Raw genomic sequence first — 22,574 nt, forward strand, 5'->3', positions numbered from 1 at the left:
TGACAGACGCAATTGCAGAGCTGGGGCGAGTCCTGAACAGGTTTTGAAAGGCTATTGTGCAGATTTTGCGCACACTTTTGACGAGTCCACCCAGTTGACCAAACGGTCAGACCCAGCGACGGTCGCGTGTCGACCACCAGATACAAACCAACAGTAGGACTTGAATAACCAGGCGTAAGTTCAGCTGCCATTCGGTAGCAAATGGGTAAAGCTCAGGGTTCAATGACATATGAATGTTGGCCGGGGTCACGGCCAATGTCAGTAAAATCAGACAATTCCCAGCGAGTTGGCGGGCCTGCGGCAATAGAATGCCAATCGCCCCCAGGATTTCCAGAACTCCTGACACATAAACCACCGCCAACGGCCAAGGAACATAAGGTGGCGTAATGCTTAGGAAGAACTCTGACACGACAAAATGCCCGATCCCGCCGCAAAAAAACCATAGGAAAACGAGTAAAAGACCCAAGTAATAAAATCTGACCATGTTCCCCTCAGACTCGCAAGCGCATTGGTTGTCGGGAAACCGCCAGGCATTGAGGAACTCCAAGCTGAACCAAGTCGGTTTGAAGCCACGTCGTTGTAGGCTCAAGCTGTTTGCGACAATGGCACATGACCTATTTTCATCGATAAATATCCGCAACCGGAGGCCACAGTAAATTGAACACCGAAACCACTGATCAAACGACGCTTGGCAGAACTTTTTATCGCATGAAAACCTGACTAACATGCTGCCAAAGCAACCACTACCGCGGGACTGACCAATGAAAGCCGTTCTCTACGAAAATTTCTCGCAGCCTCCTAAGCTGGTCACAATAAGCGACCCCTCACCGGATGCAGATGGTGTTGTGATCCGCGTTGAGGCGTCGGGTGTATGCCGTTCGGACTGGCACGGTTGGATGGGGCATGACGACGATATCGAATTGCCACATGTCCCCGGCCACGAACTGGCCGGCGTTGTGGAAGCCACAGGCGTAAACGTCAAGAAATGGAAACCAGGTGACAGGGTAACAGTCCCCTTTGTCGCAGGCTGCGGCTCTTGCCCGGAATGCCACGCGGGACATCAACAAGTGTGTCTGGATCAGCATCAACCCGGCTTTACGTACTGGGGTTCATTCGCCGAATATGTTGCGGTTCATCAGGCCGATCTGAACCTTGTTGCTTTGCCCGAGGGCATGGAATTTGCAACCGCGGCCAGTCTTGGTTGCCGCTTTGCGACGTCGTTTCGCGCTATTGTCGACCAAGGGAAAGTCGGCGCAGGTCAATGGGTCGCCATTCACGGTTGCGGCGGGGTCGGTCTGTCTGCCGTGATGATCGCCAGCGCGTTGGGCGCTCAGGTCATTGCCGTGGATATTGATGACCGAAAGCTTGACCTGGCTCGGAACCTGGGCGCGGTCACCACAATCAATGGCACCGGGACAGATGTCGCAGCAGAAGTTATCGAATTGACACGTGGCGGTGCTCATGTCTCAGTTGACGCACTGGGACATCCGGCGACCTGCTTCAATTCCATCCAAAACCTACGACCCCGAGAGAAACATGTGCAGGTTGGGCTTATGCTGGGCGAACAAGCGCAACCTCAGGTGCCAATGGCAAAAGTTATCTCGAATGAGCTTGAAATCTTGGGCTCTCACGGAATGCAGGCCCATCGGTACGGCGCGATGTTGGACATGATCGCTTGTGGCAAGCTAGCGCCAGAAAAACTGGTAGGCAAAACGATCAACCTGTCTCAGGCGCCGCAGGCCTTGATGGAAATGGATCGCTTTCAATCCATCGGCGCGACAGTCATCACTGATTTCGACCGTTAACGCGACTAGCTCTTGTCGATAAAAACGGATTGTCATCACCAAGATTCTTGTGTGATCAGATAGATATAGGCCATAGTCTTGCTCAACCCGGTTACGAACGCAGTGGAACCGAGTGGGAGGAGTTTTGAAAGAAAGGCATTATACAGCCGCAAAACTGAATGCGGCGCTTCGGGTATTGGATCGCTATCAGATTCAATCTGATTGTGTTTTCGAACGAACAGATATCGACCGAACTCGCTTAAAAGACACAGAGTATCGTGTCTCGCTGCGTCAGGTCATCGATGTGCTGAATAATATCGCGCAGCAGCGCTGGCACCCCGAATTACCTTACGATATCGGAAGAAACCTCCATATCTCGGATTATGGGCTTTATGGATATGCTGTTCTAAGCAGCACAAGATACCGGGATACTGTAGATTTCGCGCAGAGGTTTCACTATCTTGCGGCGCCTACAGCCGAAATGTCCTTTGACTTTGATAAGGACAACCCCGGTTGGGAATTTGAACCGGTCTCGGTGATCGAACAATCGCCTGACTTCTATGCCTTTCTGACCAATCTGCAGGCCGGAATATTTGCCTCACTGCATCAGGACGTGATTGGTCAGGATTTCCAGTGCAATTTGCTTGAGTTGCGATACCCTAGGGACAGTTATTACACCATTCCGGCACACGCCGCAGATGCCATCAAATTCTCGGCTGAGAAGAACCGGTACAGTGTTCCACCCAAATGGATGGACCAAAGACTGGAACTGGGAAACCGGATGACTTTTCAGCAAATCGTCCAGATTTGCGAACAAGAGTTGTCCGAATTGCTCAGCCGCGATGAGGGGCGCGTGTCTGGAGAAGTTCGAAAAGCGCTTGTTCAAAGCCTCTCTTTTGGGCCAATATGGAACTGATTTCACGTCAGATTGGATTGACTAGCCGAACCCTGCGCCGCCATCTGAAACGAGAAAACACGACGTTCAGCGATATCGTCGATTCCACGCGGTCTGAACTAGCACTTCGGTATCTTCGGGATGCCGAACTCAGCACACAGGAAATCGCCTATGTGCTAGGTTTCTCAGATTCTGCCAGCTTCGTGCGCGCCTTCAGAAGGTGGACAGGAAAAACACCGAAACACTATAGGGTCGGTTTCTGAAGGCGGAATCTGACGCTACGTTGTCCTCGATTGTCAATCTTATGACCCGATGTGGGGTTTACGCACTGGGGTCGACTGGCAATATTTTCCACTAAGTCGAAACATCCGCAGATCAGTCTTTCTGTTGGGTATCGAGTTGTTGCTGGCTAGGAGAGAGGCTGGGGCATCCGAGAAACGGCCGGAGGATAACTATGTAATTGCTACGAACAAAACCTCATCCAACAAATTGGCTTGGCTTTAAGAGTTTGTTCTTGCAGGGAAATCCCGACTGGCGGGCGCACCCTGGTCCGAACCGGATCAGCTTATGCACTAATCCTCGCGCCACATATAACCCGCAAAAGAGCAGGTAAACTGGAAGGAAATCTATGCAGTTCGATTACGTCATAGTAGGTGGCGGCTCCGCCGGGTCGGTTCTTGCCGCACGCCTTAGCGAAGATCCGAAAGTTTCGGTTTGCCTGCTCGAAGCCGGCGGGGGTGGCAACGATATATTCGTACGTATGCCTATGGCAGTCGCAGCCATGGTCCCAAGCAAGCCGATAAAGATCAACAATTGGAGCTTTGAAACGGTCGAACAACCCGGCTTGAACGGGCGCAAGGGCTATCAGCCGCGCGGGAAGTGTCTGGGCGGGTCCAGTGCGATCAATGCCATGCTTTATGTCCGCGGCCAACGAGAGGATTACGATGCTTGGGCCGATCTGGGCTGCGAAGGATGGGATTGGGACAGTGTGTTGCCCTATTTCCGAAAAGCCGAAAGCAATGAACGCGGCGAAGATGACATGCATGGCGGCAGCGGACCGCTGCAGGTGTGTGACCAGAAATCCATCCATGTTTTATCTGAAGCCTTTGTTGATGCCGCCACGCAGTTGCAACATCGCAGAACTCGCGATTTCAACACGGGCGACAACGAAGGGGTTGGATTTTATCAGGTCACACAGTTCTTTGAAAAAGACAAAAACGGTGAACGCTGCTCGGCGGCCGCAGGCTATGTGTTTCCCAATGCCGACAGACCCAACCTTACGATTGTGACCCGCGCTCATGCACGTCGCGTCACCTTTGAGGGGAAACGTGCCACAGGCGTGATTTATCAACACAAAGGCCAAGACATTACGGTTACCGCAAAACATGAAGTCTTACTTTGTGGGGGGGCCTTTCAGTCGCCGCAACTGTTGCAACTGTCTGGGATCGGTAATGGTGCAGATCTGTCCAAGTTGGGCATTCAGGTCAGACATGATCTACCGGGCGTCGGCCAGAATTTGCAGGACCACCTGGATTTTATTCTTGGCTACAAGACCAATCGGCACGACAACCTTGGGATCAGTTTGAGAGGTGGTATCCACATCGTCCGCGAAATCCTGCGGTGGCGCAAAGACGGAGTTTCTCTTGCCGCGTCACCCGTTGCCGAAGCTGGCGCATTCTTAAAGACCGATCCGGCGCTGGACCGGCCGGATATTCAGTTTCACTTTGTGCCAGCCTTACTCGACGACCACGGGCGCAAACAACATCTGGGACACGGCTACAGCTGTCACGTCTGCCAAGTACGACCGTACAGCCGCGGCTCGGTCTTTTTGCAAAGCACGAACGAGCTGGCTGCACCGGGTATTGATCCATCTTTCCTGTCCGATCCTCGCGACATAAAAGTCATGGTCAAAGGCGCGAAGATGATGCGCGACGTCCTTGAGACAGAAACTATGACCCAACACCGAAAAAAAGAGATGTTCGGATCTGATAAATTGAGGACTGATGAAGATTGGGAAAACCACATCCGGTCTCGCGCAGACTCAATCTATCACCCCGTCGGCACGTGTAAAATGGGCGTGGATGAGATGTCGGTCGTTGACCCTGAGCTACGCGTGCATGGGATTCAGGGGTTACGTGTAGTTGACGCTTCGGTCATGCCCAATCTGGTGTCCGGGAACACTAACGCCCCTACGATTATGATCGCCGAGCGCGCCTCGGATCTGATTAAGGCTGCCCGCGCAGCCTGATATCTGAGTCCAAAAGGCACTGGTCGAAACGCGGACCAGTGCCGGAACTCACTCGTGCATAATTCTAACGCTGAACCGAGACTTTCACGTCATAGGCCGTCTTGAATATCTCTGGCATTCGTGTGGGGCGACCGGTGCTCAGTTTGGTGCATACGTAGTGGGATTTTGCCCGCAGGATCGTTTTCATGTCTTGCAACCGGATCACCTGAAAAGACCGGCTGGCGCGCAACCGTTGGTCGTTGGCAGAGATCCAGTTGTAAACAACGATCTCATCTTCCAGAAAAGCAGACGCGATGTAGTCGATCTCGTGACGCGCGGCCGCCATGCCGCGGTCTAGCTCGAGGCAGGCACGTTCACCCAACCCCACGGCTCGTGTGTGCTCCCATACTGTCGCGTCCAGCCACTTCAAATAAACGGCATTGTTGACATGGTTAAAGCCATCGAGATCGTCTTTCGTTACGACAAAGCGTTTCCAAAACGCATCAGGACAATCTGACAAGGTCGACAGGTCTTGGTCGTGACGGGCATTCATGAAATAGCCTTTGCGTTCAAATAGGGTTCCAGACTTTTGTGGTAGAACACGTCAGGAAACAAGACCCAGTACCCGATAGTTTTGATACATCTTAGCTACGCACCTACACGATGCCTTTACCCCCAGTCAAAACGCAGGTTACATCTCGATCACGCGCTGCAATTGCGCGTAGCGATCGCCCAGTTGATGGTCGATCATTACCAATCGTTTGGCATAATGTGATCCCGGGTATTCCCATGTCATTCCGATACCCCCATGCAACTGAATACTTTCTTCGGCGATCATGGTGCCTGCACGTCCAATGAGGTTTTTCGCCATGGCGACGTATTTTTCAGCTTGATCGGTTCCCAGCTTACTGGCCGCCAGAATAGTGATCGACCGACATTGTTCGATCTCGATTGCCATATCTACAGCGCGATGCTGCAACGCCTGAAAGCTGGCGATTGGGCGACCAAACTGTTTTCGCTGTTTCAAGTATTCCACAGTCATGTCTACAAGAACCTGCATAACGCCAACCGCCTCGGCACAGAGTGCCAGACGGCCCGCATCCAAACTCGCTTTGATGCTCTGGGTTGCATCTTCGACCAGACAGATGGCCGGAGTATTGTCCAAAATCAACTCGCCTGCACCGCCACCGTCAATCATGGCATAGTCGATGGTCTCGGGCGCCTCGACCAGAAACAGTCCGAATTCCGCTTCGACACGCGCTGCCACCAGTACGCCATCCGCGCCGGGCAAGCCGTATACCACAGATTTTCGACCGGTCAGAACCCAACCCTCATCGGACTTGTCTGCACTTGCCCTAATCAAAGAAAGACCATCAGCATCCGGCTCGAACACCGCAAAGGCGAACCTTCTGGTGCCCATGATCATCTCATCAACCAACGCCTGCGCCCCGCAATCGGCAGCGACACGCGCGCTCATCAACGCGGCCAGCATCGGCTCGGGGCACAGGCCCCGTCCCAGTTCCTCGAAAACGGTGGCTATATCGAATCCAGTGCCACCGAAACCGCCTTTGTCCTCGGTCACAAAAGCGGCGATCAGGCCCAGTTCGGACAATTCCTCCCATTTCTCAGCAGAATGGTACGGAGCGGACGCAGTCGCTGCGGCCCGGACTTTGAAATCATATTGGTCCGCCAAATAGCGGCGCACAGTATCGGACAGCATCTGGCGGTCTTCGGTCAGGTTGAAATCCATGTGTCAGACTCCAAAAAGATCTTTGGCGATGATGTTGCGCTGAATCTCGTTTGACCCACCAAAGATCGAAAGCTTGCGGTTGTTGAAGTAACTGGCTGCAGCACGCGCTGCTTCTTCGGGCACGGACAGCACGTTCTCTGGCAACTCATCTGCAGGGAATGGGGCAGCCGCAGACCCAAGCGCTGAACGGGTCAAGCTTAGAATTCGTTGGCGGATCACGGTTCCCTTGATCTTGAGCATCGAGCTTTGTGTTCCGGATGCAGCACCTTCTTTGGCCGCCGACAGCATACGCAGGTTCATAATTCTCAGCGCCTCGAGGTCAATTTCGACCTCGGTCATTTCCGCCGCAAACAACGGATCCTGGGACAATGGCCTGCCCCCCCGAACAAGGGTTTGGGACAGCATTTTCAGCTTATCAAGGTCGCGGGTGGAAAACCCGACACCCGCAATATTTGTCCGCTCATGTGTCAGAAGGTATTTGGCGATGGTCCAACCTTTGTTTTCCTGACCGACCAGATTGGTCACGGGCACATGCACGTCCGTAAAGAACACCTCGTTCACTTCGTATCCGCCTTCCAACAACCGGATCGGACGCAGTTCAACCCCCGGTGTGTCCATATCGACCAGAACGAAGCTGATACCTTCCTGCGGTTTCCCTTCATTCGACGTCCGCACGAGGCAGAAAATCTTGTTGGCATACTGCCCCAGCGTCGTCCATGTTTTCTGCCCGTTGATTACATAGGCGTCACCTTCCCGCACAGCACGGGTCTTGAGGCTAGCAAGGTCGGAGCCCGCGCCGGGCTCGGAATAGCCCTGACACCACCAATCTGAGCCATCCAGAATACGCGGTAAAATTTCAGCTTTTTGGGCTTCGGTTCCGAACTTGATCAGAACCGGCCCTAACATGTTCAGGCCGAAGGGAACTGTACGAGGGGTATTGGCCAGAGCGCATTCTTCCTCGAATATATGGCGCTCGACCGCACCCCACCCGGTGCCGCCATATTCCGAAGGCCACGTCGCGGCCAACCATCCTTTTGCGTTCAGCTTCGCATGCCAATCTTCCATATCCGGCTTGCTTAAAGCTGCAGAATTACGGTTTTTTCGAACAAGATCATCAGACAGGTTATCATCCAGAAACGCGCGTACCTCAGCACGAAACGCTTCTTCTTCCGGGGTAAAATTCAGGTCCATGTTCACGCCCCTTTGTTAAGATCGCCGAAGGCTTTACCCGCTTCAGCCAGTTCGCGCAGCAGGTCTGGAACCTGCCAGTAAAAAGGGTCTTCTCGCGCGTATGCCTCAATGCGTTGCACCAGAACATCCAGCCCCGTCATATCGGCATATTGCAGAGGTCCACCCCATACGCGCGGAAAGCCGTAACCGAATAGAAATACAGCATCTACATCAATGGGACGCAGGGCTATTTTGTCCTCAACGACCCGAGCGGCTTCGGACACCATCGCCGCCATGTATCGGTCGACAATTTCCTGATTGGTAAAGCTGCGCCGAGTGATCCCTTTGGCGTTTCGTTCAGCCTGCGCAAATTCGGCCACCGCTGGATTAACACTGCGGGTTTTGCCGTCGTACAAGTAGAACCCTTTGCCTGTCTTGCGTCCGAACCAACCCTGTTCGCAAATACGGTCGGCAATCTCGACATATCGTTCCTGCGACGGACGGAAGGCAGCTTTGCGTTTCCGCGTGGCCCATCCAATATCCAAACCAGCAAGATCCGAGACGGCGAAAGGTCCCATAGCGAAACCGAACTCTTCCAACGCAGTGTCTATTTGAGCAAACGGCGCCCCATCAAGATGCATGTATGACGTTGATTTCAGGTAATGCGCCAGAATTCGGTTTCCGATAAACCCGTCACACACCTCGGCCCGAACCGCAATCTTTCGGAGTTTCTTCGCAAGTTTGAAACAGGTGGCGACCGTCTCGGGCGCGGTTTCTTTACCAACCACAATTTCAAGCAATCGCATGACATGAGCAGGTGAGAAAAAGTGCAAACCGATGACATTCTGAGGCCGCTTGGTCGTTGATGCGATTTCATTGACATCAAGATAGGAGGTATTGGTGGCAAGGATGGCACCGTGTTTGCAAACCTCATCAAGCTTTCCGAAAACCTCCTGCTTGACCTCCATGGATTCAAAAACAGCCTCGATCACAACGTCCACATCTGCCAGCGCGGCCATATCCGTGGTACATGTCAATGCGGCCAAGGCCGTGTCCCTTTGCGCCTCGGTCAGTTTGTCGCGCTGGACGGCACCGGCAAGATTTTTGGTGATCGTATTGCGAGCGAAATCCACACGATCCTTTTCCATCTCAACCAGCGTAACGGGCATCCCGGCCAGAAGCATCGCCGTAGCAATGCCCGAGCCCATGGTACCACCCCCAATCACCCCGCCCGAGGTCAGCTCTCTTGCTTCGGCCTTGGCTTCGGGAATATGGGCAACTGCCCTTTCCGCGAAGAAGGCATGCTTCAGCCCTTTGTGTGCGTTGCTACCCATCGCTTCCACGAAAAGCTCACGTTCAATATTTAGACCTTCGGCGAGCGGTAGCTTACTTGCTTCAGCAGCCTTTAAGGCGCGTTCAGCGACCTCACCGGTGATCTTGCCGCGAAAGGCGTCGATTTCATCAGCACTGAGGCGGTTGTCCTGATCGGCGGTTGCGCGGGTTTTCAGGGTGCCGTCCAACACCTTTTGCCCTGCAGCCAACGCTACCGCTTCGGGATCACCCTCTTGCAGATCATCCAGTAACCCTGCATCCAGCGCGACGTTTGCCGATACCGGTTTACCAGAGGTGATCATTGTAAGCGCCGTTTGCCCATCAACCAGGCGCGGAAGGCGTTGCGTTCCGCCCGCACCGGGCAACAGGCCGAGGTTAACTTCCGGTAGGCCCAGTCGAAGACCCTTTATGCCGACCCGCGCGTGACAACTAAGCGCGATCTCAAGCCCTCCACCCAGTGTTGTTCCATGCAGAACGCATACAATAGGCTTGGCGCTGGCTTCCAGTATCTCACACACTTCGGGCAAAACCGGCTGTTTCGGCGGCTGGCCGAACTCGCGAATATCAGCACCGGCGACAAAAGTCCGCCCCGTAGCATAAAGTACTATAACGCGAACGGTTTCGTCCCCGGCCAGATCACGGACTGCGTTCACCAGCCCGATACGCACACTATACCCCGCCGCGTTGACCGGCGGATTGTCGATTTTTACGAGCGCTAGGCCATTTTCTTTGCGTATTTCAACTGACGCCATGGGTTCCTCCTGATTTCACTCGCATACGCCAAGGCCTCCGTTGCCTTGTGTGCTGTCATCGCGAGGTGTCAGCCCTAAACTTCTGCTGCATTCTGTCAGCACCCACAAAACAAGTTTTGGAGTTTCGACACCAGAGGGTTTCTCGTCAGTCACTGATTTAAGAAATGAAGAGCAGCGCGGCCAAAGGCACGAAAGAACCCGTGTTAATCGTAATCGGATTCAATACACCTTCAGTAGCTCCCGCGATAGCTGAAGCAGAGTAAGCAATTTTATCCGCGCAAAGCGCCTTGGGATAGTCCGGAAACAGGGCCTATGATCGTTCGATTTCATCCTTTTGCGGGCCAGTCAAAGAAGGGCCCGCAAACGTGAATTGGCTTCAAAAGCGCCAGCGTGCGCCCAAGACGACTGTGGACAGGTCATCAAACTCATCGGATGAGTCGTCATAGGCATAATCCTGGTACGAGAAGTAAGCTTCCATATTGTACTGGTCGATTTTTTGGACGACACCAATGCCCCAGACCTCAGAATCCGAACCATCCGCGTTAAAATCTGAGCCGTCCCAGTAATGAAGCCCGACACCGGTTTTACCAAAGTTGAACCAGTCGCCCTCGTAGCCGATTTTGAGATAGTAAAAACTGGGATCTGCCGAGGCATCATCGTCCACATCCCTCTCACCGATGGCGACCGCGAAGCTTAAGCCGTTATCCAACAGAACCGAGGCCGATCCAACAACGTCCTCACGCTTTTCGCTTTCACTGCCGCCTGCACCGCTGTTGCCGGATCCACGTACCTGATAGGCTAGTCCGGCAGCAACTTCGACACCGTTGGCAAACGTGTTTCGGTAGTAGGCTGCAAAGTCATAATAGTCGCGGTCATCGTTGAAATCTTCTTCCAACACGTTCTGGCCATAAGACAGACTGAACGAAAACCCATTAAACGACGGCGTGTCATAGCGCACCCGTGTGCGCCGCGCGCCATCAAAGTTATCGGTTGTTCCAGAGACCGTCGGCCCACTCAGAATGCCGCCATCGTCACGGAACAGGAAGGATGCGTTTGAATCCGCGGTGAACGAATACAAGACCAGAGCAACCAGCGACAAATCCTGTTCGGCGACACCGTCAGCGGCCATGCTGCCCTGCCCGGCCGAGAAAGTGCCCCAGTCTCCCTCTAGGGACAAATCTACATGCCGAATGTCTTCGCGTGTCCAGCCGCTAAAGTCGTTGCCGTTCTGATCCGTTTCGGTCGAATTTGGCAAACCTAGTGCAGTTTCAAAGCGGAACCGGAACGTGTTGGCGCCATAGGGTTGCTCGAGCCGTAGTCCAACACGGCTGTTGGAGGCGTCAAAGTCGCGAACATTGGTTTCGGTCTCTTCTCCGTCATCAACCGAGATGATAGCGGGGTTCAACTGTCCATACAGCACAACAAATCCGCCCGAGTTGTTGTCGTACTTTAACTCGGCCGCAGCCGGCAGTGCAAAACCCAGAGCCAGAACGGCAGCCGAAGATATCAATCTGGTTTTCTGTGTCATCTGTCATTCCCTCATTTTTAAATATCGCAACGCACCGGATCATCTCTGCGTTTATTGTCCGGTCAGTGTCAGAAAAAGGTGCGCAGCGGATGTGCAGATATGTCTTGTCTGAATTTCGGCTCCTCCGTGTTTCAATGAAACACCGCGCCTGCTTCAGAACTCCACTCGTTGCCGAAGCCACAGAGTTCCTGATACAGGCAACAGCTTAAATGCCGTGGCCCATTGCGCTGCTCCTATGGGAATTTCCTCAGAGTCCCAACGGGCGACCGCATATTATATGCCTTCAAGTATTTACGTATTATGTTTTTTATTTTCGTTTTGAGATAAGCTAACCCAAGCGCTTCCGGTGTGTCACGTGATTTTTCGACACGCCACGTCAGAGAAAATCGGACTTTGAAAACAGGCGACCGCTCGCCATGACCAGACATGCCCCCGAGCTAGGCAGCCGGGGGTTTTCGTGGCCCGCTTTTTCCGTGTAAACGCAAGACATGATCAGGAAGAATCCCGTCGGGACACACATACTATTGGACCATCATGGCGGGTCGAGGCTGACGGACTCCTCGTATCTAGAGAGCGCGCTGAAATCTGCGGCCCACGCTGCAGGGGCGAAAATCCTTTCAAGCAGCTTTCACACTTTCGGAGGCCATGGCGGCATTACGGGCGTTCTGTTGCTGGCTGAGTCTCACATCTCGATTCACACGTGGCCCGAGAAATCTTATGCCGCGATCGACATTTTTGTGTGCGGGGGCACCTATCCCGAACGCGCCGTGGACTGCCTTGCAGAATTGCTGCACCCCGAGAGTGTGGACATCACTCGTATTCACCGAGGCGCCTTAACGGAACCAGAAATCCCACCCGTCCAAATAGTAGCCGACCAAAGCATGTGACTGCAACGTATTCGGATCAGCCGCGATACGCGCGGTATCGGCTCCGAATACCTGCGTTGCACGCCAAACATCTTCATCAAGATATCGCAACCCCCCCCGGCAACAAGATCTTTCGGCCTGACACAGGCTCTGGCGAGGCCAACACAAACCCCCACTCACCGAAACTGGGCACGTAGCTGTGATAGGGCAAAACACTTAGCCCCTGCCCCGGTCGCTGAGGATTCCGGCTGGACTCGATCGTTCCAACAACGGACCAAAACGCCTGTCGGGCAAAAAAAGGTGAACCGGCTTGAGTCACAAGCATTCCTTGCGCGCTGAGGCGTTCGACCAGAATGGAATAGAACTGCCTAGTATACAGGCGTGACAAGCTTATGGATTTCGGGTCAGGCAAATCTACAATGATCACATCATAAATCTTGTGATCCTGTTCCAGGAATTTCCACGCGTCATTGCTTAGGATAGTTACGCGAGGATCCCTTAATGCAAAATCATTCAAACTCGATAATGCAGGATGATCGCGAAGCAACTCGGTGACTCGTGGATCAAGGTCCACCAAAGTGACATTGTGAACATCTGGGTAGCGGAGCACCTCTCTGACGGCCATTCCGTCCCCCCCGCCCAGAACCAGCACCTGAGCCCTGCGCGGTGCCAAAGCCATTGCAGGATGAACCAAAGGTTCGTGATACCGATGTTCGTCAAGGCTGTCGAATTGGATTGAGTGGTCCAGAAACAGCCGCACTCTGTCTCGATACCGCGTAACAGTAACCTGTTGATATGGGGTGTTTTCCGACAGGACTATGTCATCTTCAAACAACTCAGCCTCGGTTATGGAGACCAACCGTTCGGATTGCCATAGGCCCGCAACCGTTGCCAGCATGGCCAACGTCCAGACTGTGACTTGCCTGCGGGTCGCCAGCTCCCGAAACACCAGCAATGACAGCCCCGCCACCGCAAGATTTAACGCGCCGAATGCAAGACTTGCGGACATCAATCCCAAATGCGGAATAACCAACAACGGAAATGCCAGTGAGGCCACCAAAGCCCCCACGTAATCCACGCTCAACACGTTTTCGAAACGGAACTTTAGCGCCCCGATCTCCTCCAACACACGCGCGATTAAGGGCAATTCCATGCCCGACAAGATCCCGATCGCAACCAGTGCCGCGTACAAAGGCAAGGCCACCTGACCTATCCACGCGTAGTTCAGGAACAGAACCGGGGCCATGAAGCCACCGACAATGCCCAACAGGATTTGCGCCCAAACAAACCCCGAAAAAGCATGAGTAACAAAGCGCGACAGCCACGCGCCGACCCCCATTGCCGACAGGAAAATCCCGATAACCAGCGAGAACTGACGCACCGAGTCGCCCAGCAGATAACTAGAAAGAGTTGCGGCAATCAGCTCGTAGATCAGGCCAGCCACGGCCACCAGAAAGGTCGCCGCCAGCAACCAAACCGCCCGTGCCTGAACCGCCGGAGCGGGTGTCATGACAGGATGACAGCTGCGATGATAATTGAGACGGCCACGAATAGCAGACCGATCAGAATTGCCAGCGCAATGTTCTGGTCCTTCTCGATCTCGCGCACGATGGAAAACGGCGTCAGCCAGTCGATCACTTTCCAGACACCCCACATCAACGAGACACCAAGAACAGTGTAGAAGATGGTGCTTACAATCTCGGCGATCTGAATCGCTGCCAGATATTCCATTGGTTTTCCCTTATTTTACACGACCTGTTCGATAATATCCGCCGCCACTGCTACCGACGCGAACCGAAGTATCCAAATCCCGGCTCTCGGCGCCATAGCCGTGCCATGCGACGTACCCCACTGAAGCGATTGCGGTGGTTGAAATGACAATAAAAATAGCTCGGAACAGGTTCACGTTAATCCTCATCCACCCAATCGGTTCCGGACCAACGGGCGCGCTGGTGCAGCCATTTACGTCCGAATTGCAGCAAGAACAACAACCCGAAGCCTCCGGCCAACGCAAGCGTCCACATGCCGCTGGACAGACCGGAGCGCACATTGATCGTGAGCTGGTTGAAAGGATAACTCGGAACCGAGGATGCCCCCGGCCCGGTCCAGACCCCTTGGTCGGGCACGTCCACTGTTAGTGTGTAATCGCCTGTACGTTCTGGCCGAAACGACAGGTTGGCGCGTCTTGAGCCTTCGCTCCATGATCCGTCGGCGTCGCGGCCCGAATAATACTCGATGGTCCGGCCTGCGAGGAAGACAGGAGTGTCATCTGGATCCAGCAATTCCAGATCCAGATACGCCCAACTGTTGCGAACATCGGCCGAAAAAGAAATACGCGTAAGCTGACTGTCGGCTTCCAGCGGGAACGTGATTTCTGCGGGAAAATCCGCCCGCGTCAGGACATGCGCGCCCAGCACATCTTCACCCGTGCGGCTGGCAAAAACAAAGGACATGACAAGGCAGATGATCGCAAACACGCACGAGGCAAACAGTACAAAGCCATAGTTCGGTCCGGCGACAAATGGCTCAAGCGGGTGAACGCGAAAAGGTTTCTGATCAAGCTGAACATCGAATGCGTCTTCGACTGTTTTTCTGGGGACATAAATTGAACGATAGCTCTCGCGTTCAGAGCCAGTCGTAGAAAATCCCAGCATCGCCGCATCAGACATCGCTGATATGGTTGTGGTTTGCTCGCCTATTTCTGGCCGCCACGTGAATTCACCTTCGACATAGGTGATCGAGCTTGTCGTCGTTTCGAAATAAACAAACCGCTCTCCATTTACGCGGACAATCGGCGGATATTCTGATATTTCCACTGCCCGCTCAGATATCCAACCTGGCCCACGGTGGCGTCGGGTAAACACCAAATGGCCAGCTTCCAACGTTAGCCACGCATAACCATGTGTGGGCGAATAAAGCTGGTGATCAATCCACGTGTAAAACCGCCCGCCCCACCGTTCTGAGTGCTCGATCAACCCGATAATGGTGAAATCGACCCCATAGAGCGCGCCGGTCATCCCGATCGAAAACGGTGTCTTGGGACGCGTAAGTCCCTTGAACTGCCTAAGAGTTCTGTAGTTGTCCTGCGCGTCCAGTTCGCTACCACAATAAGGGCAGATTTGTACCACGACACGACCGCCACCCAACACATCCAGTCCCGCGCCGCAGCTCGTGCAGTTGATCGACAGTATCTCGGGGTTTCTGGTCATTACTGGCGCTCGACCTGTATGTCGAAAGGATCGTACCAGCGACCATAGAACCAAGCGGCGGACTGACCCCAAAATTCACCGGACAGCAACGCTTCGTCACCGGCAGACGCGTTTACGAATTGATAGGTTTCTCCCACGGTCAGAGCTTCGTCGAACTGCCCCCGCAACGCGATACATTCGGCACTTTCCACTTCTGTCACCGTAAACGTCGCCGAGTCGAAGTATAATGTTTCGCCGGGTTTGAAGGGCGGTTGGTTCTTTGGTGCGTCGTCCGCCTGCAAACGGGTTTGCCGCACGACGTCACCCTCGTCGACTGAAATCCAGCAGGTTTTTCCGGCTTCATCCACACCGCAGAACTCATCCCAAAACCCGCGACCGTAAGAATATCGGGCGTGACCATGAATTCGGGTCGAAGTCCGGCCCATCACCACCCGTTCGCCAATCCCGAATAGTAGAGGTGCATCATGCATCACGCCTTGGTCACCCGCGACCGAGGCCGTTTCGTCGTTCAGCATCAGCGTGGTTCCGCAAGACGGACAAACAACGACCTTAATCAACGTCAGTGAAATCGGGCAGTCCGTCCCGCAATTCGGACAATTCAAATTCTCCATACCGCCAAGTTGCTTATGGGTTGCCAAAGCGCAAGAACAGTTTGACAGAGCAAGATGACGAATGTTGCTTTTTGATCAAGTCAAGAATGCAGAGCCGGAATTCTGCTCCAAAATATGCTGCACCAAAGGATTTGCAAACCGCCGTCGTAGAGTGACCGCGTAGAACGTTTCCTTGATCCGGGGATGCTCTTTGGCCTCTTTCAATCGACCCGAAGTCAGTTCGTCTGTCACAACGATAGGCGCCACAAGCGCAAGGCCAATATCTTCGCGCGCGAGCAGTCGCATCATCGCCATATCATCCACCTCGGCGGCGATTTGAGGACGGACCGATAACCGGCTGGCCAGCGCGTCAAAGGCCGTTCGAACGCTGCTGTCAGTTGTCGGCAGAATAAACGGTTGTTTATGCAACAACTCGCGCAAAGGTGCATCAGGCTGCAACCGTGCCGGAGTGCCCACGATGCTAACCTCTTGCTCACCGATCGAGTGAATTTCGAAAGGGGTCAGACTATCATCAGGGGGAGGCCTGTTCATCAAGGCAAGGTCCAGATTGTGCGCTTCTAACCCCTCTAACAATTCGGTCGGGCTGCCCGATCTTAGGATCACCTCCACATCCATACGAGACAAGATGGGCCTTAAAAACCCAATCTGAAAGTTGCGTGACAGGGTCGCCAGCGACCCCACCCTAAGTGCCTTTCGGTTCTGAACTGTTCCTTCCATCGTGGCCACAAGCTCTTGTCCCGTGGCGAAAATCGCGTCTGCATGGTCCAGTGCGATGCGACCAGCCTCGGTCAATTGCAACTGCCGACCGCGGCGTTCAAACAAGGCGTGACCCAGACGTTCCTCCAGTTGTTTGATTTGCACAGAAAGAGCCGACTGAGACAGGTTCAGACGCTGCGCCGTGCGGGTCAGGTTACCGTCATGCGCAACGGCCCAAAAATATCGGAGATGGTGATAGTTCAATGGCATATTGTTCTATTTATTAGAACGTAATCTTACAAACAATGAATTTTTATTGTCACTAATTCAGTCCTATCTGCCACAAAAGGCCCTTTGGCCGCGAAACAGAAGGAAATTGACTATGGCTTACGTTTTTTTGCCGCTTCTTGGCCCGCTCGTTTTACTTGGGGCAGCTTGGCTTGCGTCGCGGCAACCGGGAAAACGGCCGGGAAACATAGCAGGCCTGACTGAAGTTGCCGCATTCGCGGCCTTTGTTTCCTCGATCCTTGCAACCATATTTCTGATGATAAACGGGCCCGGCACATCGGCATTGATCGGGATGTTCGGCGTCGGCCTCTCGGTTCACCTGGATGCGGTGAGTTCCGTGATGCTGCTGCTAGTCAGCTTCATCGGCTGGATCGTGATCCGCTATTCCAGAACTTACATGGATGGCGAAGACCACCAAGGTGCCTTCGCGGGCTGGATGTCAGTCACACTGGCGTCGGTTCTTCTATTGGTCATGTCCGGCAATCTTGTGCAGTTCTTCGTGGCTTGGGTCGCGACCAGCCTGGCATTGAACAAATTGCTGCTATTCTATCCGGAACGCGCCACCGCGCAGCGCGCAGCACGTAAAAAAGCCCTCGTTGCACGGCTAAGCGAGGCGACCTTGGCGTTGGCTTTTGTGCTGATCGTTGTCGCCACCGGGACTACAGACATAAAAACGATCCTTTCGGTCGTAGAACCAAACTGGCTGACGATGTCTGCTGCCTTTCTGATTGCCGTGTCTGCTGTCCTGGCTTCAGCGCAGTTCCCGCTGCATGGATGGCTGACCGAGGTTATGGAGGCCCCAACGCCCGTTTCAGCCCTACTGCATGCAGGTGTCATCAATGCTGGCGGTCTGCTGCTAATACGTTTCGCCGACGTAATGTTGCTTGCGCCGGGTGTGATGGCGTTGTTGGTCATGTTGGGAGGGTTCACCGCCTTGTTCGGCGGGTTGGTGATGCTGACACAACCAGCAGTAAAAACATCGCTTGCATGGTCGACCATTGCCCAGATGGGCTTCATGGTCATGCAATGTGGCTTGGCGCTGTTCCCGCTGGCATTGCTGCACATTGTGGCCCATTCGCTGTATAAGGCACATGCGTTCCTAAGTGCAGGCGAAGCGGTGCGAAACGTCGCTGCAATTCGCCGCCCTGGACCGATTGCCGTCCCAAGCGCGCGTAACGTGTTGTTGTCTTTTGTGATCGCGATAGCAATCTACGGACTTGTTGGCATGGTCGTTGGGTTTGGCGGAAAATCGGTTCAGGCCATTGCACTGGGAGTCATCCTGATTTTCGGCGTCGCTTATCTCTTGGCCCAAGGGTTTGCTGATGCTGCCCCAAGGGCGTTGATGCAACGCACTGTCGCCTATGCTCTGGTCACTTCGGTCAGCTATTTCGCCCTGCAGGTCATCGCACAGAAACTGACTGCGGGAACCCTGCCAGCTACTCCGGCCCCCGGCCCGCTTGAATGGGCTTTGATTATCCTCGCATTGATCAGCTTTGGCTGTGTTGCCGTGGCACAGGCGACATTCCCGTTATGGGCCTCGCACCCAGCAGCGGCAGGGCCAAGGGTTCACCTGACCAATGGTCTTTATGCAAATGCAGTTTTCGATAAGTTGCTGGACGGTTGGTCCAAGCGTTCGATCGTGTGAAAGGAACTTTCCTCATGTTTGCGAAACTTGAAACCTACCCCGCCCCTTTGTTGGAACTTGTGACCGAGGCCAACGACGCCTCCAAAGCGATCCCGCCCCTGTTCCCGCTTTCCTCTAGCGTTGCGGTGAACCCCTTTCTTGGCCAGATTGATGAGCCACTTTCTGTCACCGCGGCACGCCTTGCACGGGTTGCCGGAACACGGATCACCCCTGCTCGCGAATACTGGAAAGCCAAATTTAAGAGCGACGAAATCTCGCAAGAAGATGTGCGCGCCGCTGTGTTGGCGGTTGAAGGGCAATTTAACGCACCAAGCCTGCAAGACGTACTGGACGCACTAGACACACCTCATGACACGCCGCAGCCACTGGCAACCGTCGCCGAACTTGCTGCCGATGTTTCTGGTATTGATTGGCCTGGCTTGATCGAGGATCGCATCGGCGCCTGGGCTGCGGGTCATTTTGATCAAGGTCAGGCGCTTTGGCAGCAGGCCGATACAGGCGGCGTATTCCAGTCGTGGCGGGAATTCGCCACGCGTGACCTGACGCCTGAAATCCACGGTTTGAAAGGCTTTTGCGCCTTTGTCACTCGAACCAACAGGTCGCATTGGCGCGCCATAGGACGGGCGTCCGAGCGGTTGGGCGTCGACTCTGAGGCCGCCAAAACGACGTTCCATCGCTGGTTGATAACCTTGGGAGGTTGGGCGCAGTACGGCCGGTATCATTTGTGGCAGGCCGAATTGGACGGACGCCCGGACAGCACTGTGGCCGAGTTGCTGGCCGTTCGCATGGCGTTTGATGAGGCGCTATATGACCTCTACCAAGACCAAATCGCCGCCCGTTGGGCCGAGGTCGTAGCCAAGCACCGCACACCCGTCACGCCGTCCAAGTCCGAGGTTATCAACGCTGTCCTGCAAGATGCAGCTGAACGCGCACAACAACGCGCTTTGGCTATTAAACTGAAAAAAAGCGAACCCGTCGCCTCCAATGGACGCCCTGACATACAGGCAGCGTTCTGCATCGACGTCCGCTCTGAGGTTTTCCGCAGGGCGCTCGAAGCGCAGGATGCCAAAATCGAAACCATCGGCTTTGCTGGGTTCTTCGGTTTGGCCAGCGCACACAAGGCCGCAGGGTCGGACGTGACCGAGTTCAGGGGTCCGGTTCTATTGAAAGCCGGGGCAACCTCGGAAGCTGTTGAACCTGTCAAAGCGGACCTGAACCGCCGCTACACGGCGCGGGCTAAACGCGCATGGGGCCGGTTCAAGCTGGCCGCCGTGTCGTCCTTTGCCTTTGTCGAGGCCACCGGCCCGGTCTATGCCGGTAAACTTGTGCGGGATTCGCTTGGTCTGGGTGACAAGGCCAAACCGGAACCGGCGCCAAGACTGGACCCTTCCCTAAGCTTTGAAACGCGGGTCGGTATGGCCAAGTCTGTTTTGTCGGCTATGTCGCTGACCCATAACTTCGCACGAATTGTCATGTTGGCGGGCCACGGGGCCGACGTCACAAACAACCCCCATGAAAGCGCATTGCAATGTGGGGCCTGTGGTGGCTACGCCGGAGATGTGAACGCTCGCCTCTTGGCTGGGCTGTTGAATGATCCAGACATTCGAAGCGGTCTTCAGGCTCAAGGGATAGATATACCCGAAGACACCATGTTCTTACCTGCGTTGCATCACACGACGACTGATATGGTCACTTTGTTCGAACAGGACTTACCATCAGGCACCGCAGCGGCAGAGATTGCGCAGCTCAAAACCTGGTTGGATGCCGCAGGGGATCTGTCCCGCGCAGAACGCGCGCAACGCCTGCCGCGTGCAAACGAGTCTGCAGCAGTTCTGCATCGTGCACGTGATTGGGCTGAAACACGGCCCGAATGGGGTCTTGCCGGGTGTCGTGCGTTTGTCGCCGCTCCACGTGACCGGACCAATGGCGCGGACTTGTCCGGGCGGGCATTTCTGCACAACTACAACTGGCGACAGGATGATGGGTTTGGCGTCCTTGAATTGATCATGACTGCTCCGGTTGTCGTGGCCAGCTGGATCAGCTTGCAATATTACGGTTCGACCGTTGCGCCCGACTTGTTCGGAGGAGGCAACAAGCTTCTGCACAATGTGGTTGGCGGGATAGGCGTGCTGGAAGGCAATAACGGCGCCCCCAGGCCGGGCTTGCCATGGCAGTCCGTGCATGATGGCAACGGATTCCAGCATGATCCTCTGCGCTTGACGGTGGTCATCGAAGCCCCGCGCGAGGCGATGTCAAACATCTTGGCACGTCACCCTGACGTCAAGGCGCTTTTTGACAATGGGTGGCTTCACCTGATCGCCATGGATGACAGCGGACAACTGGCTTGGAGATACGACGGCGACCTTGAGTGGTCCCCAATCCGCGAAATTCCAGACACCTCAGGCGCAATTGCAGCAGAATAAGAACAGAGCAGCAAGACACAGTAATTTTGGCGGTTAGGTCCATTTGAAATTGGACTTAGCCAGCCTGTCTATCTTGCCTGGCTTGAAACAAGACTGCGAGGGCAAAGAGGCTAAATATCCAGAATATTCTTGGCCAGTCTCTGCCGGTTTCCCTTTTACCTGCATTGTTTCCCTTGCACCTTGCTCGCTTAAGGTTTCTGGTGCGGGTAAATATTTGCAAGAGGTTCCAATGCCCCAAACATCCGATACCAACCGTCGTATCGTTCTTGCTGAACGCCCTGTTGGTCAGCCCGACGAAAACACGCTTCGGCTTGAAACCACAGATATCCCGTCACCGGGCGCTGATGAGATGCTAGTGCGAACGGTCTTTATGTCGCTCGACCCCTACATGCGCGGCCGCATGAACGACGCAAAATCCTATGCCGAGCCTGTCGAGATTGGCGGCGTCATGACCGCTCAGGTTGTGGCTCAAGTGATCGAGTCGAACCTGGATGGGTACGAGGCCGGTGACTATGTCTTGAATATGAGCGGCTGGCAGGACTACGCGATATCGAACGGAGAACAGGTGGTCAATCTGGGCAAAACACCAGACAATCCATCCTGGGCTTTGGGTATTTTGGGAATGCCCGGCTACACGGCCTATGCGGGTTTGTTGAAAATTGGCGAGCCCAAGCCCGGTGAGACCGTCGTTGTTGCAGCGGCTGCGGGACCGGTCGGGGCAACTGTGGGACAGATCGCCAAGCTTAAAGGATGTCGCGTCGTCGGCATCGCAGGCGGGCCGGAAAAATGTGCGCATGTTGTCCAGAACCTTGGCTTTGACGCCTGTATAGACCACAGATCCGACGATCTGGCTGCTCAACTGCGCGATGCATGCCCAGATGGCATCGACGTCTATTTCGAGAATGTTGGCGGTAAGGTGCTTTATGCAGTTCTGCCGTTGCTAAACCCGTTTGCGCGGGTCCCTGTCTGCGGAATCGTAGCCTGGTACAACCTGCCCGGTTTGCCGGAAGGGCCGGATATGGGCCCTGCGATCTTGGGCACCTTGCTGCGGATGAAAGTCAAAATGCAGGGGTTCATCATTTTCGACAATTTCGGCCCCGAGGTTTATCAGGAATTTGTACGAGACATGACAGGCTGGCTTAAGGACGGCTCGGTATCGTACAAAGAACACGTAGTGGATGGGCTGGAAAACGCGCCAGAGGCCTTCAATCAACTACTCGCTGGGGGTAATTTCGGCAAAATGGTCGTGAAAGTCGGCTGATTGGCATTCGAAAGCAGGCGTTGCGCCTTTGATGCGCAACGCCAGTAAACATTCGGCGAATTGTCGGCCGATCGCCGTTTTGGCCGCTCACGTTTCCGCCAGTCGATATGGCATCAACCTAACAGATGCGTGAATTT

At 54.4% G+C, this 22,574-nt stretch carries 19 protein-coding genes; 8 read left to right on the plus strand and 11 right to left on the minus strand.

Annotated features, from left to right (window positions below; translation table 11 throughout):
* Nucleotides 1-106: 106 nt before the first annotated feature.
* Nucleotides 107-484, minus strand: coding sequence for a DoxX family protein (locus tag AC2FNR_RS04365; RefSeq protein WP_170356453.1), 378 nt, complete (start codon nucleotides 482-484; stop codon nucleotides 107-109).
* 277 nt (nucleotides 485-761) lie between these two features.
* Here AC2FNR_RS04365 and AC2FNR_RS04370 point away from each other — a divergent pair, with 277 nt between their 5' ends.
* The 4 genes from AC2FNR_RS04370 (at nucleotide 762) to AC2FNR_RS04385 (ending at nucleotide 4,927) form a co-directional block, all read left to right on the plus strand.
* Nucleotides 762-1,805 (plus strand): zinc-dependent alcohol dehydrogenase family protein, encoded by a 1,044-nt coding sequence (locus AC2FNR_RS04370; RefSeq protein WP_496848209.1) that lies wholly within the window; start codon nucleotides 762-764, stop codon nucleotides 1,803-1,805.
* 124 nt (nucleotides 1,806-1,929) lie between these two features.
* Nucleotides 1,930-2,700, plus strand: coding sequence for an AraC family transcriptional regulator ligand-binding domain-containing protein (locus AC2FNR_RS04375; protein ID WP_496848210.1), 771 nt, complete (start codon nucleotides 1,930-1,932; stop codon nucleotides 2,698-2,700).
* A complete protein-coding gene (locus AC2FNR_RS04380; RefSeq protein WP_496848212.1) occupies nucleotides 2,691-2,942 on the plus strand; it encodes a helix-turn-helix transcriptional regulator in 252 nt (83 codons plus the stop codon). The genes AC2FNR_RS04375 and AC2FNR_RS04380 overlap by 10 nt, the downstream gene beginning before the upstream one ends.
* Before the next feature lie 365 nt (nucleotides 2,943-3,307).
* Nucleotides 3,308-4,927 (plus strand): GMC family oxidoreductase, encoded by a 1,620-nt coding sequence (locus tag AC2FNR_RS04385; protein WP_496848213.1) that lies wholly within the window; start codon nucleotides 3,308-3,310, stop codon nucleotides 4,925-4,927.
* A gap of 64 nt (nucleotides 4,928-4,991) precedes the next feature.
* On the opposite strand, the gene AC2FNR_RS04390 is transcribed toward AC2FNR_RS04385, so the two are convergent.
* From AC2FNR_RS04390 to AC2FNR_RS04410, 5 genes are all read right to left on the minus strand, one after another.
* A complete protein-coding gene (locus AC2FNR_RS04390) occupies nucleotides 4,992-5,459 on the minus strand; it encodes an acyl-CoA thioesterase (protein ID WP_496848215.1) in 468 nt (155 codons plus the stop codon).
* Between the two features lie 138 nt (nucleotides 5,460-5,597).
* Nucleotides 5,598-6,656 (minus strand): acyl-CoA dehydrogenase family protein, encoded by a 1,059-nt coding sequence (locus AC2FNR_RS04395; protein ID WP_496848216.1) that lies wholly within the window; start codon nucleotides 6,654-6,656, stop codon nucleotides 5,598-5,600.
* A 3-nt stretch (nucleotides 6,657-6,659) separates the two neighbouring features.
* The gene (locus AC2FNR_RS04400; RefSeq protein ID WP_496848218.1) at nucleotides 6,660-7,847 is read right to left on the minus strand and encodes an acyl-CoA dehydrogenase family protein; all 1,188 of its coding nucleotides are present in this window, start codon (nucleotides 7,845-7,847) and stop codon (nucleotides 6,660-6,662) included.
* 2 nt (nucleotides 7,848-7,849) lie between these two features.
* Nucleotides 7,850-9,910, minus strand: coding sequence for a 3-hydroxyacyl-CoA dehydrogenase NAD-binding domain-containing protein (locus tag AC2FNR_RS04405; RefSeq protein ID WP_496848219.1), 2,061 nt, complete (start codon nucleotides 9,908-9,910; stop codon nucleotides 7,850-7,852).
* A gap of 376 nt (nucleotides 9,911-10,286) precedes the next feature.
* Nucleotides 10,287-11,438, minus strand: coding sequence for a porin (locus tag AC2FNR_RS04410; RefSeq protein ID WP_170755919.1), 1,152 nt, complete (start codon nucleotides 11,436-11,438; stop codon nucleotides 10,287-10,289).
* A gap of 488 nt (nucleotides 11,439-11,926) precedes the next feature.
* On the opposite strand from AC2FNR_RS04410, the gene speD reads away from it, so the two are divergent.
* Nucleotides 11,927-12,325, plus strand: a complete 399-nt coding sequence (gene speD / locus AC2FNR_RS04415; RefSeq protein ID WP_496848221.1) for an adenosylmethionine decarboxylase — start codon at nucleotides 11,927-11,929, stop codon at nucleotides 12,323-12,325.
* A 76-nt stretch (nucleotides 12,326-12,401) separates the two neighbouring features.
* On the opposite strand, the gene AC2FNR_RS04420 is transcribed toward speD, so the two are convergent.
* The 5 genes from AC2FNR_RS04420 to AC2FNR_RS04440 form a co-directional block, all read right to left on the minus strand.
* Nucleotides 12,402-13,814 (minus strand): polyamine aminopropyltransferase, encoded by a 1,413-nt coding sequence (locus tag AC2FNR_RS04420; RefSeq protein WP_496848222.1) that lies wholly within the window; start codon nucleotides 13,812-13,814, stop codon nucleotides 12,402-12,404.
* Nucleotides 13,811-14,035, minus strand: a complete 225-nt coding sequence (locus AC2FNR_RS04425; protein WP_170356464.1) for a DUF350 domain-containing protein — start codon at nucleotides 14,033-14,035, stop codon at nucleotides 13,811-13,813. The genes AC2FNR_RS04420 and AC2FNR_RS04425 overlap by 4 nt, the downstream gene beginning before the upstream one ends.
* A 176-nt stretch (nucleotides 14,036-14,211) precedes the next feature.
* Nucleotides 14,212-15,513, minus strand: a complete 1,302-nt coding sequence (locus AC2FNR_RS04430) for a DUF4178 domain-containing protein (protein WP_496848224.1) — start codon at nucleotides 15,511-15,513, stop codon at nucleotides 14,212-14,214.
* The gene (locus AC2FNR_RS04435; RefSeq protein ID WP_496848225.1) at nucleotides 15,513-16,028 is read right to left on the minus strand and encodes a DUF4178 domain-containing protein; all 516 of its coding nucleotides are present in this window, start codon (nucleotides 16,026-16,028) and stop codon (nucleotides 15,513-15,515) included. Before AC2FNR_RS04435 ends, AC2FNR_RS04430 begins: the two co-directional genes overlap by 1 nt.
* A gap of 171 nt (nucleotides 16,029-16,199) precedes the next feature.
* Nucleotides 16,200-17,090: a LysR family transcriptional regulator gene (locus AC2FNR_RS04440; RefSeq protein WP_496848227.1), complete on the minus strand. Its 891-nt coding sequence runs from the start codon at nucleotides 17,088-17,090 to the stop codon at nucleotides 16,200-16,202.
* Between the two features lie 112 nt (nucleotides 17,091-17,202).
* Here AC2FNR_RS04440 and AC2FNR_RS04445 point away from each other — a divergent pair, with 112 nt between their 5' ends.
* The 3 genes from AC2FNR_RS04445 to curA all read left to right on the plus strand — a co-directional run bounded on the left by AC2FNR_RS04445 (nucleotide 17,203) and on the right by curA (nucleotide 22,437).
* Nucleotides 17,203-18,753, plus strand: coding sequence for a proton-conducting transporter transmembrane domain-containing protein (locus AC2FNR_RS04445; protein WP_496848229.1), 1,551 nt, complete (start codon nucleotides 17,203-17,205; stop codon nucleotides 18,751-18,753).
* 14 nt (nucleotides 18,754-18,767) lie between these two features.
* A complete protein-coding gene (locus tag AC2FNR_RS04450) occupies nucleotides 18,768-21,176 on the plus strand; it encodes a YbcC family protein (RefSeq protein WP_496848231.1) in 2,409 nt (802 codons plus the stop codon).
* 229 nt (nucleotides 21,177-21,405) lie between these two features.
* Nucleotides 21,406-22,437, plus strand: coding sequence for an NADPH-dependent curcumin/dihydrocurcumin reductase (curA, locus tag AC2FNR_RS04455; protein ID WP_496848233.1), 1,032 nt, complete (start codon nucleotides 21,406-21,408; stop codon nucleotides 22,435-22,437).
* The last annotated feature ends 137 nt before the right edge of the window (nucleotides 22,438-22,574 follow it).

This window comes from Ruegeria sp. SATB045 (assembly GCF_059613525.1).

What these genes read in the sequence shown, in the direction of transcription:
- AC2FNR_RS04365 (WP_170356453.1), bottom strand. Translation starts at nt 484, where the DNA reads ATGGTCAGATTTTATTACTTGGGTCTTTTACTCGTTTTCCTATGGTTT.
- AC2FNR_RS04370 (WP_496848209.1), top strand. Translation starts at nt 762, where the DNA reads ATGAAAGCCGTTCTCTACGAAAATTTCTCGCAGCCTCCTAAGCTGGTC.
- AC2FNR_RS04380 (WP_496848212.1), top strand. Translation starts at nt 2,691, where the DNA reads ATGGAACTGATTTCACGTCAGATTGGATTGACTAGCCGAACCCTGCGC.
- AC2FNR_RS04385 (WP_496848213.1), top strand. Translation starts at nt 3,308, where the DNA reads ATGCAGTTCGATTACGTCATAGTAGGTGGCGGCTCCGCCGGGTCGGTT.
- AC2FNR_RS04390 (WP_496848215.1), bottom strand. Translation starts at nt 5,459, where the DNA reads ATGAATGCCCGTCACGACCAAGACCTGTCGACCTTGTCAGATTGTCCT.
- AC2FNR_RS04395 (WP_496848216.1), bottom strand. Translation starts at nt 6,656, where the DNA reads ATGGATTTCAACCTGACCGAAGACCGCCAGATGCTGTCCGATACTGTG.
- AC2FNR_RS04400 (WP_496848218.1), bottom strand. Translation starts at nt 7,847, where the DNA reads ATGGACCTGAATTTTACCCCGGAAGAAGAAGCGTTTCGTGCTGAGGTA.
- AC2FNR_RS04405 (WP_496848219.1), bottom strand. Translation starts at nt 9,910, where the DNA reads ATGGCGTCAGTTGAAATACGCAAAGAAAATGGCCTAGCGCTCGTAAAA.
- AC2FNR_RS04410 (WP_170755919.1), bottom strand. Translation starts at nt 11,438, where the DNA reads ATGACACAGAAAACCAGATTGATATCTTCGGCTGCCGTTCTGGCTCTG.
- speD (WP_496848221.1), top strand. Translation starts at nt 11,927, where the DNA reads ATGATCAGGAAGAATCCCGTCGGGACACACATACTATTGGACCATCAT.
- AC2FNR_RS04420 (WP_496848222.1), bottom strand. Translation starts at nt 13,814, where the DNA reads ATGACACCCGCTCCGGCGGTTCAGGCACGGGCGGTTTGGTTGCTGGCG.
- AC2FNR_RS04425 (WP_170356464.1), bottom strand. Translation starts at nt 14,035, where the DNA reads ATGGAATATCTGGCAGCGATTCAGATCGCCGAGATTGTAAGCACCATC.
- AC2FNR_RS04430 (WP_496848224.1), bottom strand. Translation starts at nt 15,513, where the DNA reads ATGACCAGAAACCCCGAGATACTGTCGATCAACTGCACGAGCTGCGGC.
- AC2FNR_RS04435 (WP_496848225.1), bottom strand. Translation starts at nt 16,028, where the DNA reads ATGCTGAACGACGAAACGGCCTCGGTCGCGGGTGACCAAGGCGTGATG.
- AC2FNR_RS04440 (WP_496848227.1), bottom strand. Translation starts at nt 17,090, where the DNA reads ATGCCATTGAACTATCACCATCTCCGATATTTTTGGGCCGTTGCGCAT.
- AC2FNR_RS04445 (WP_496848229.1), top strand. Translation starts at nt 17,203, where the DNA reads ATGGCTTACGTTTTTTTGCCGCTTCTTGGCCCGCTCGTTTTACTTGGG.
- AC2FNR_RS04450 (WP_496848231.1), top strand. Translation starts at nt 18,768, where the DNA reads ATGTTTGCGAAACTTGAAACCTACCCCGCCCCTTTGTTGGAACTTGTG.
- curA (WP_496848233.1), top strand. Translation starts at nt 21,406, where the DNA reads ATGCCCCAAACATCCGATACCAACCGTCGTATCGTTCTTGCTGAACGC.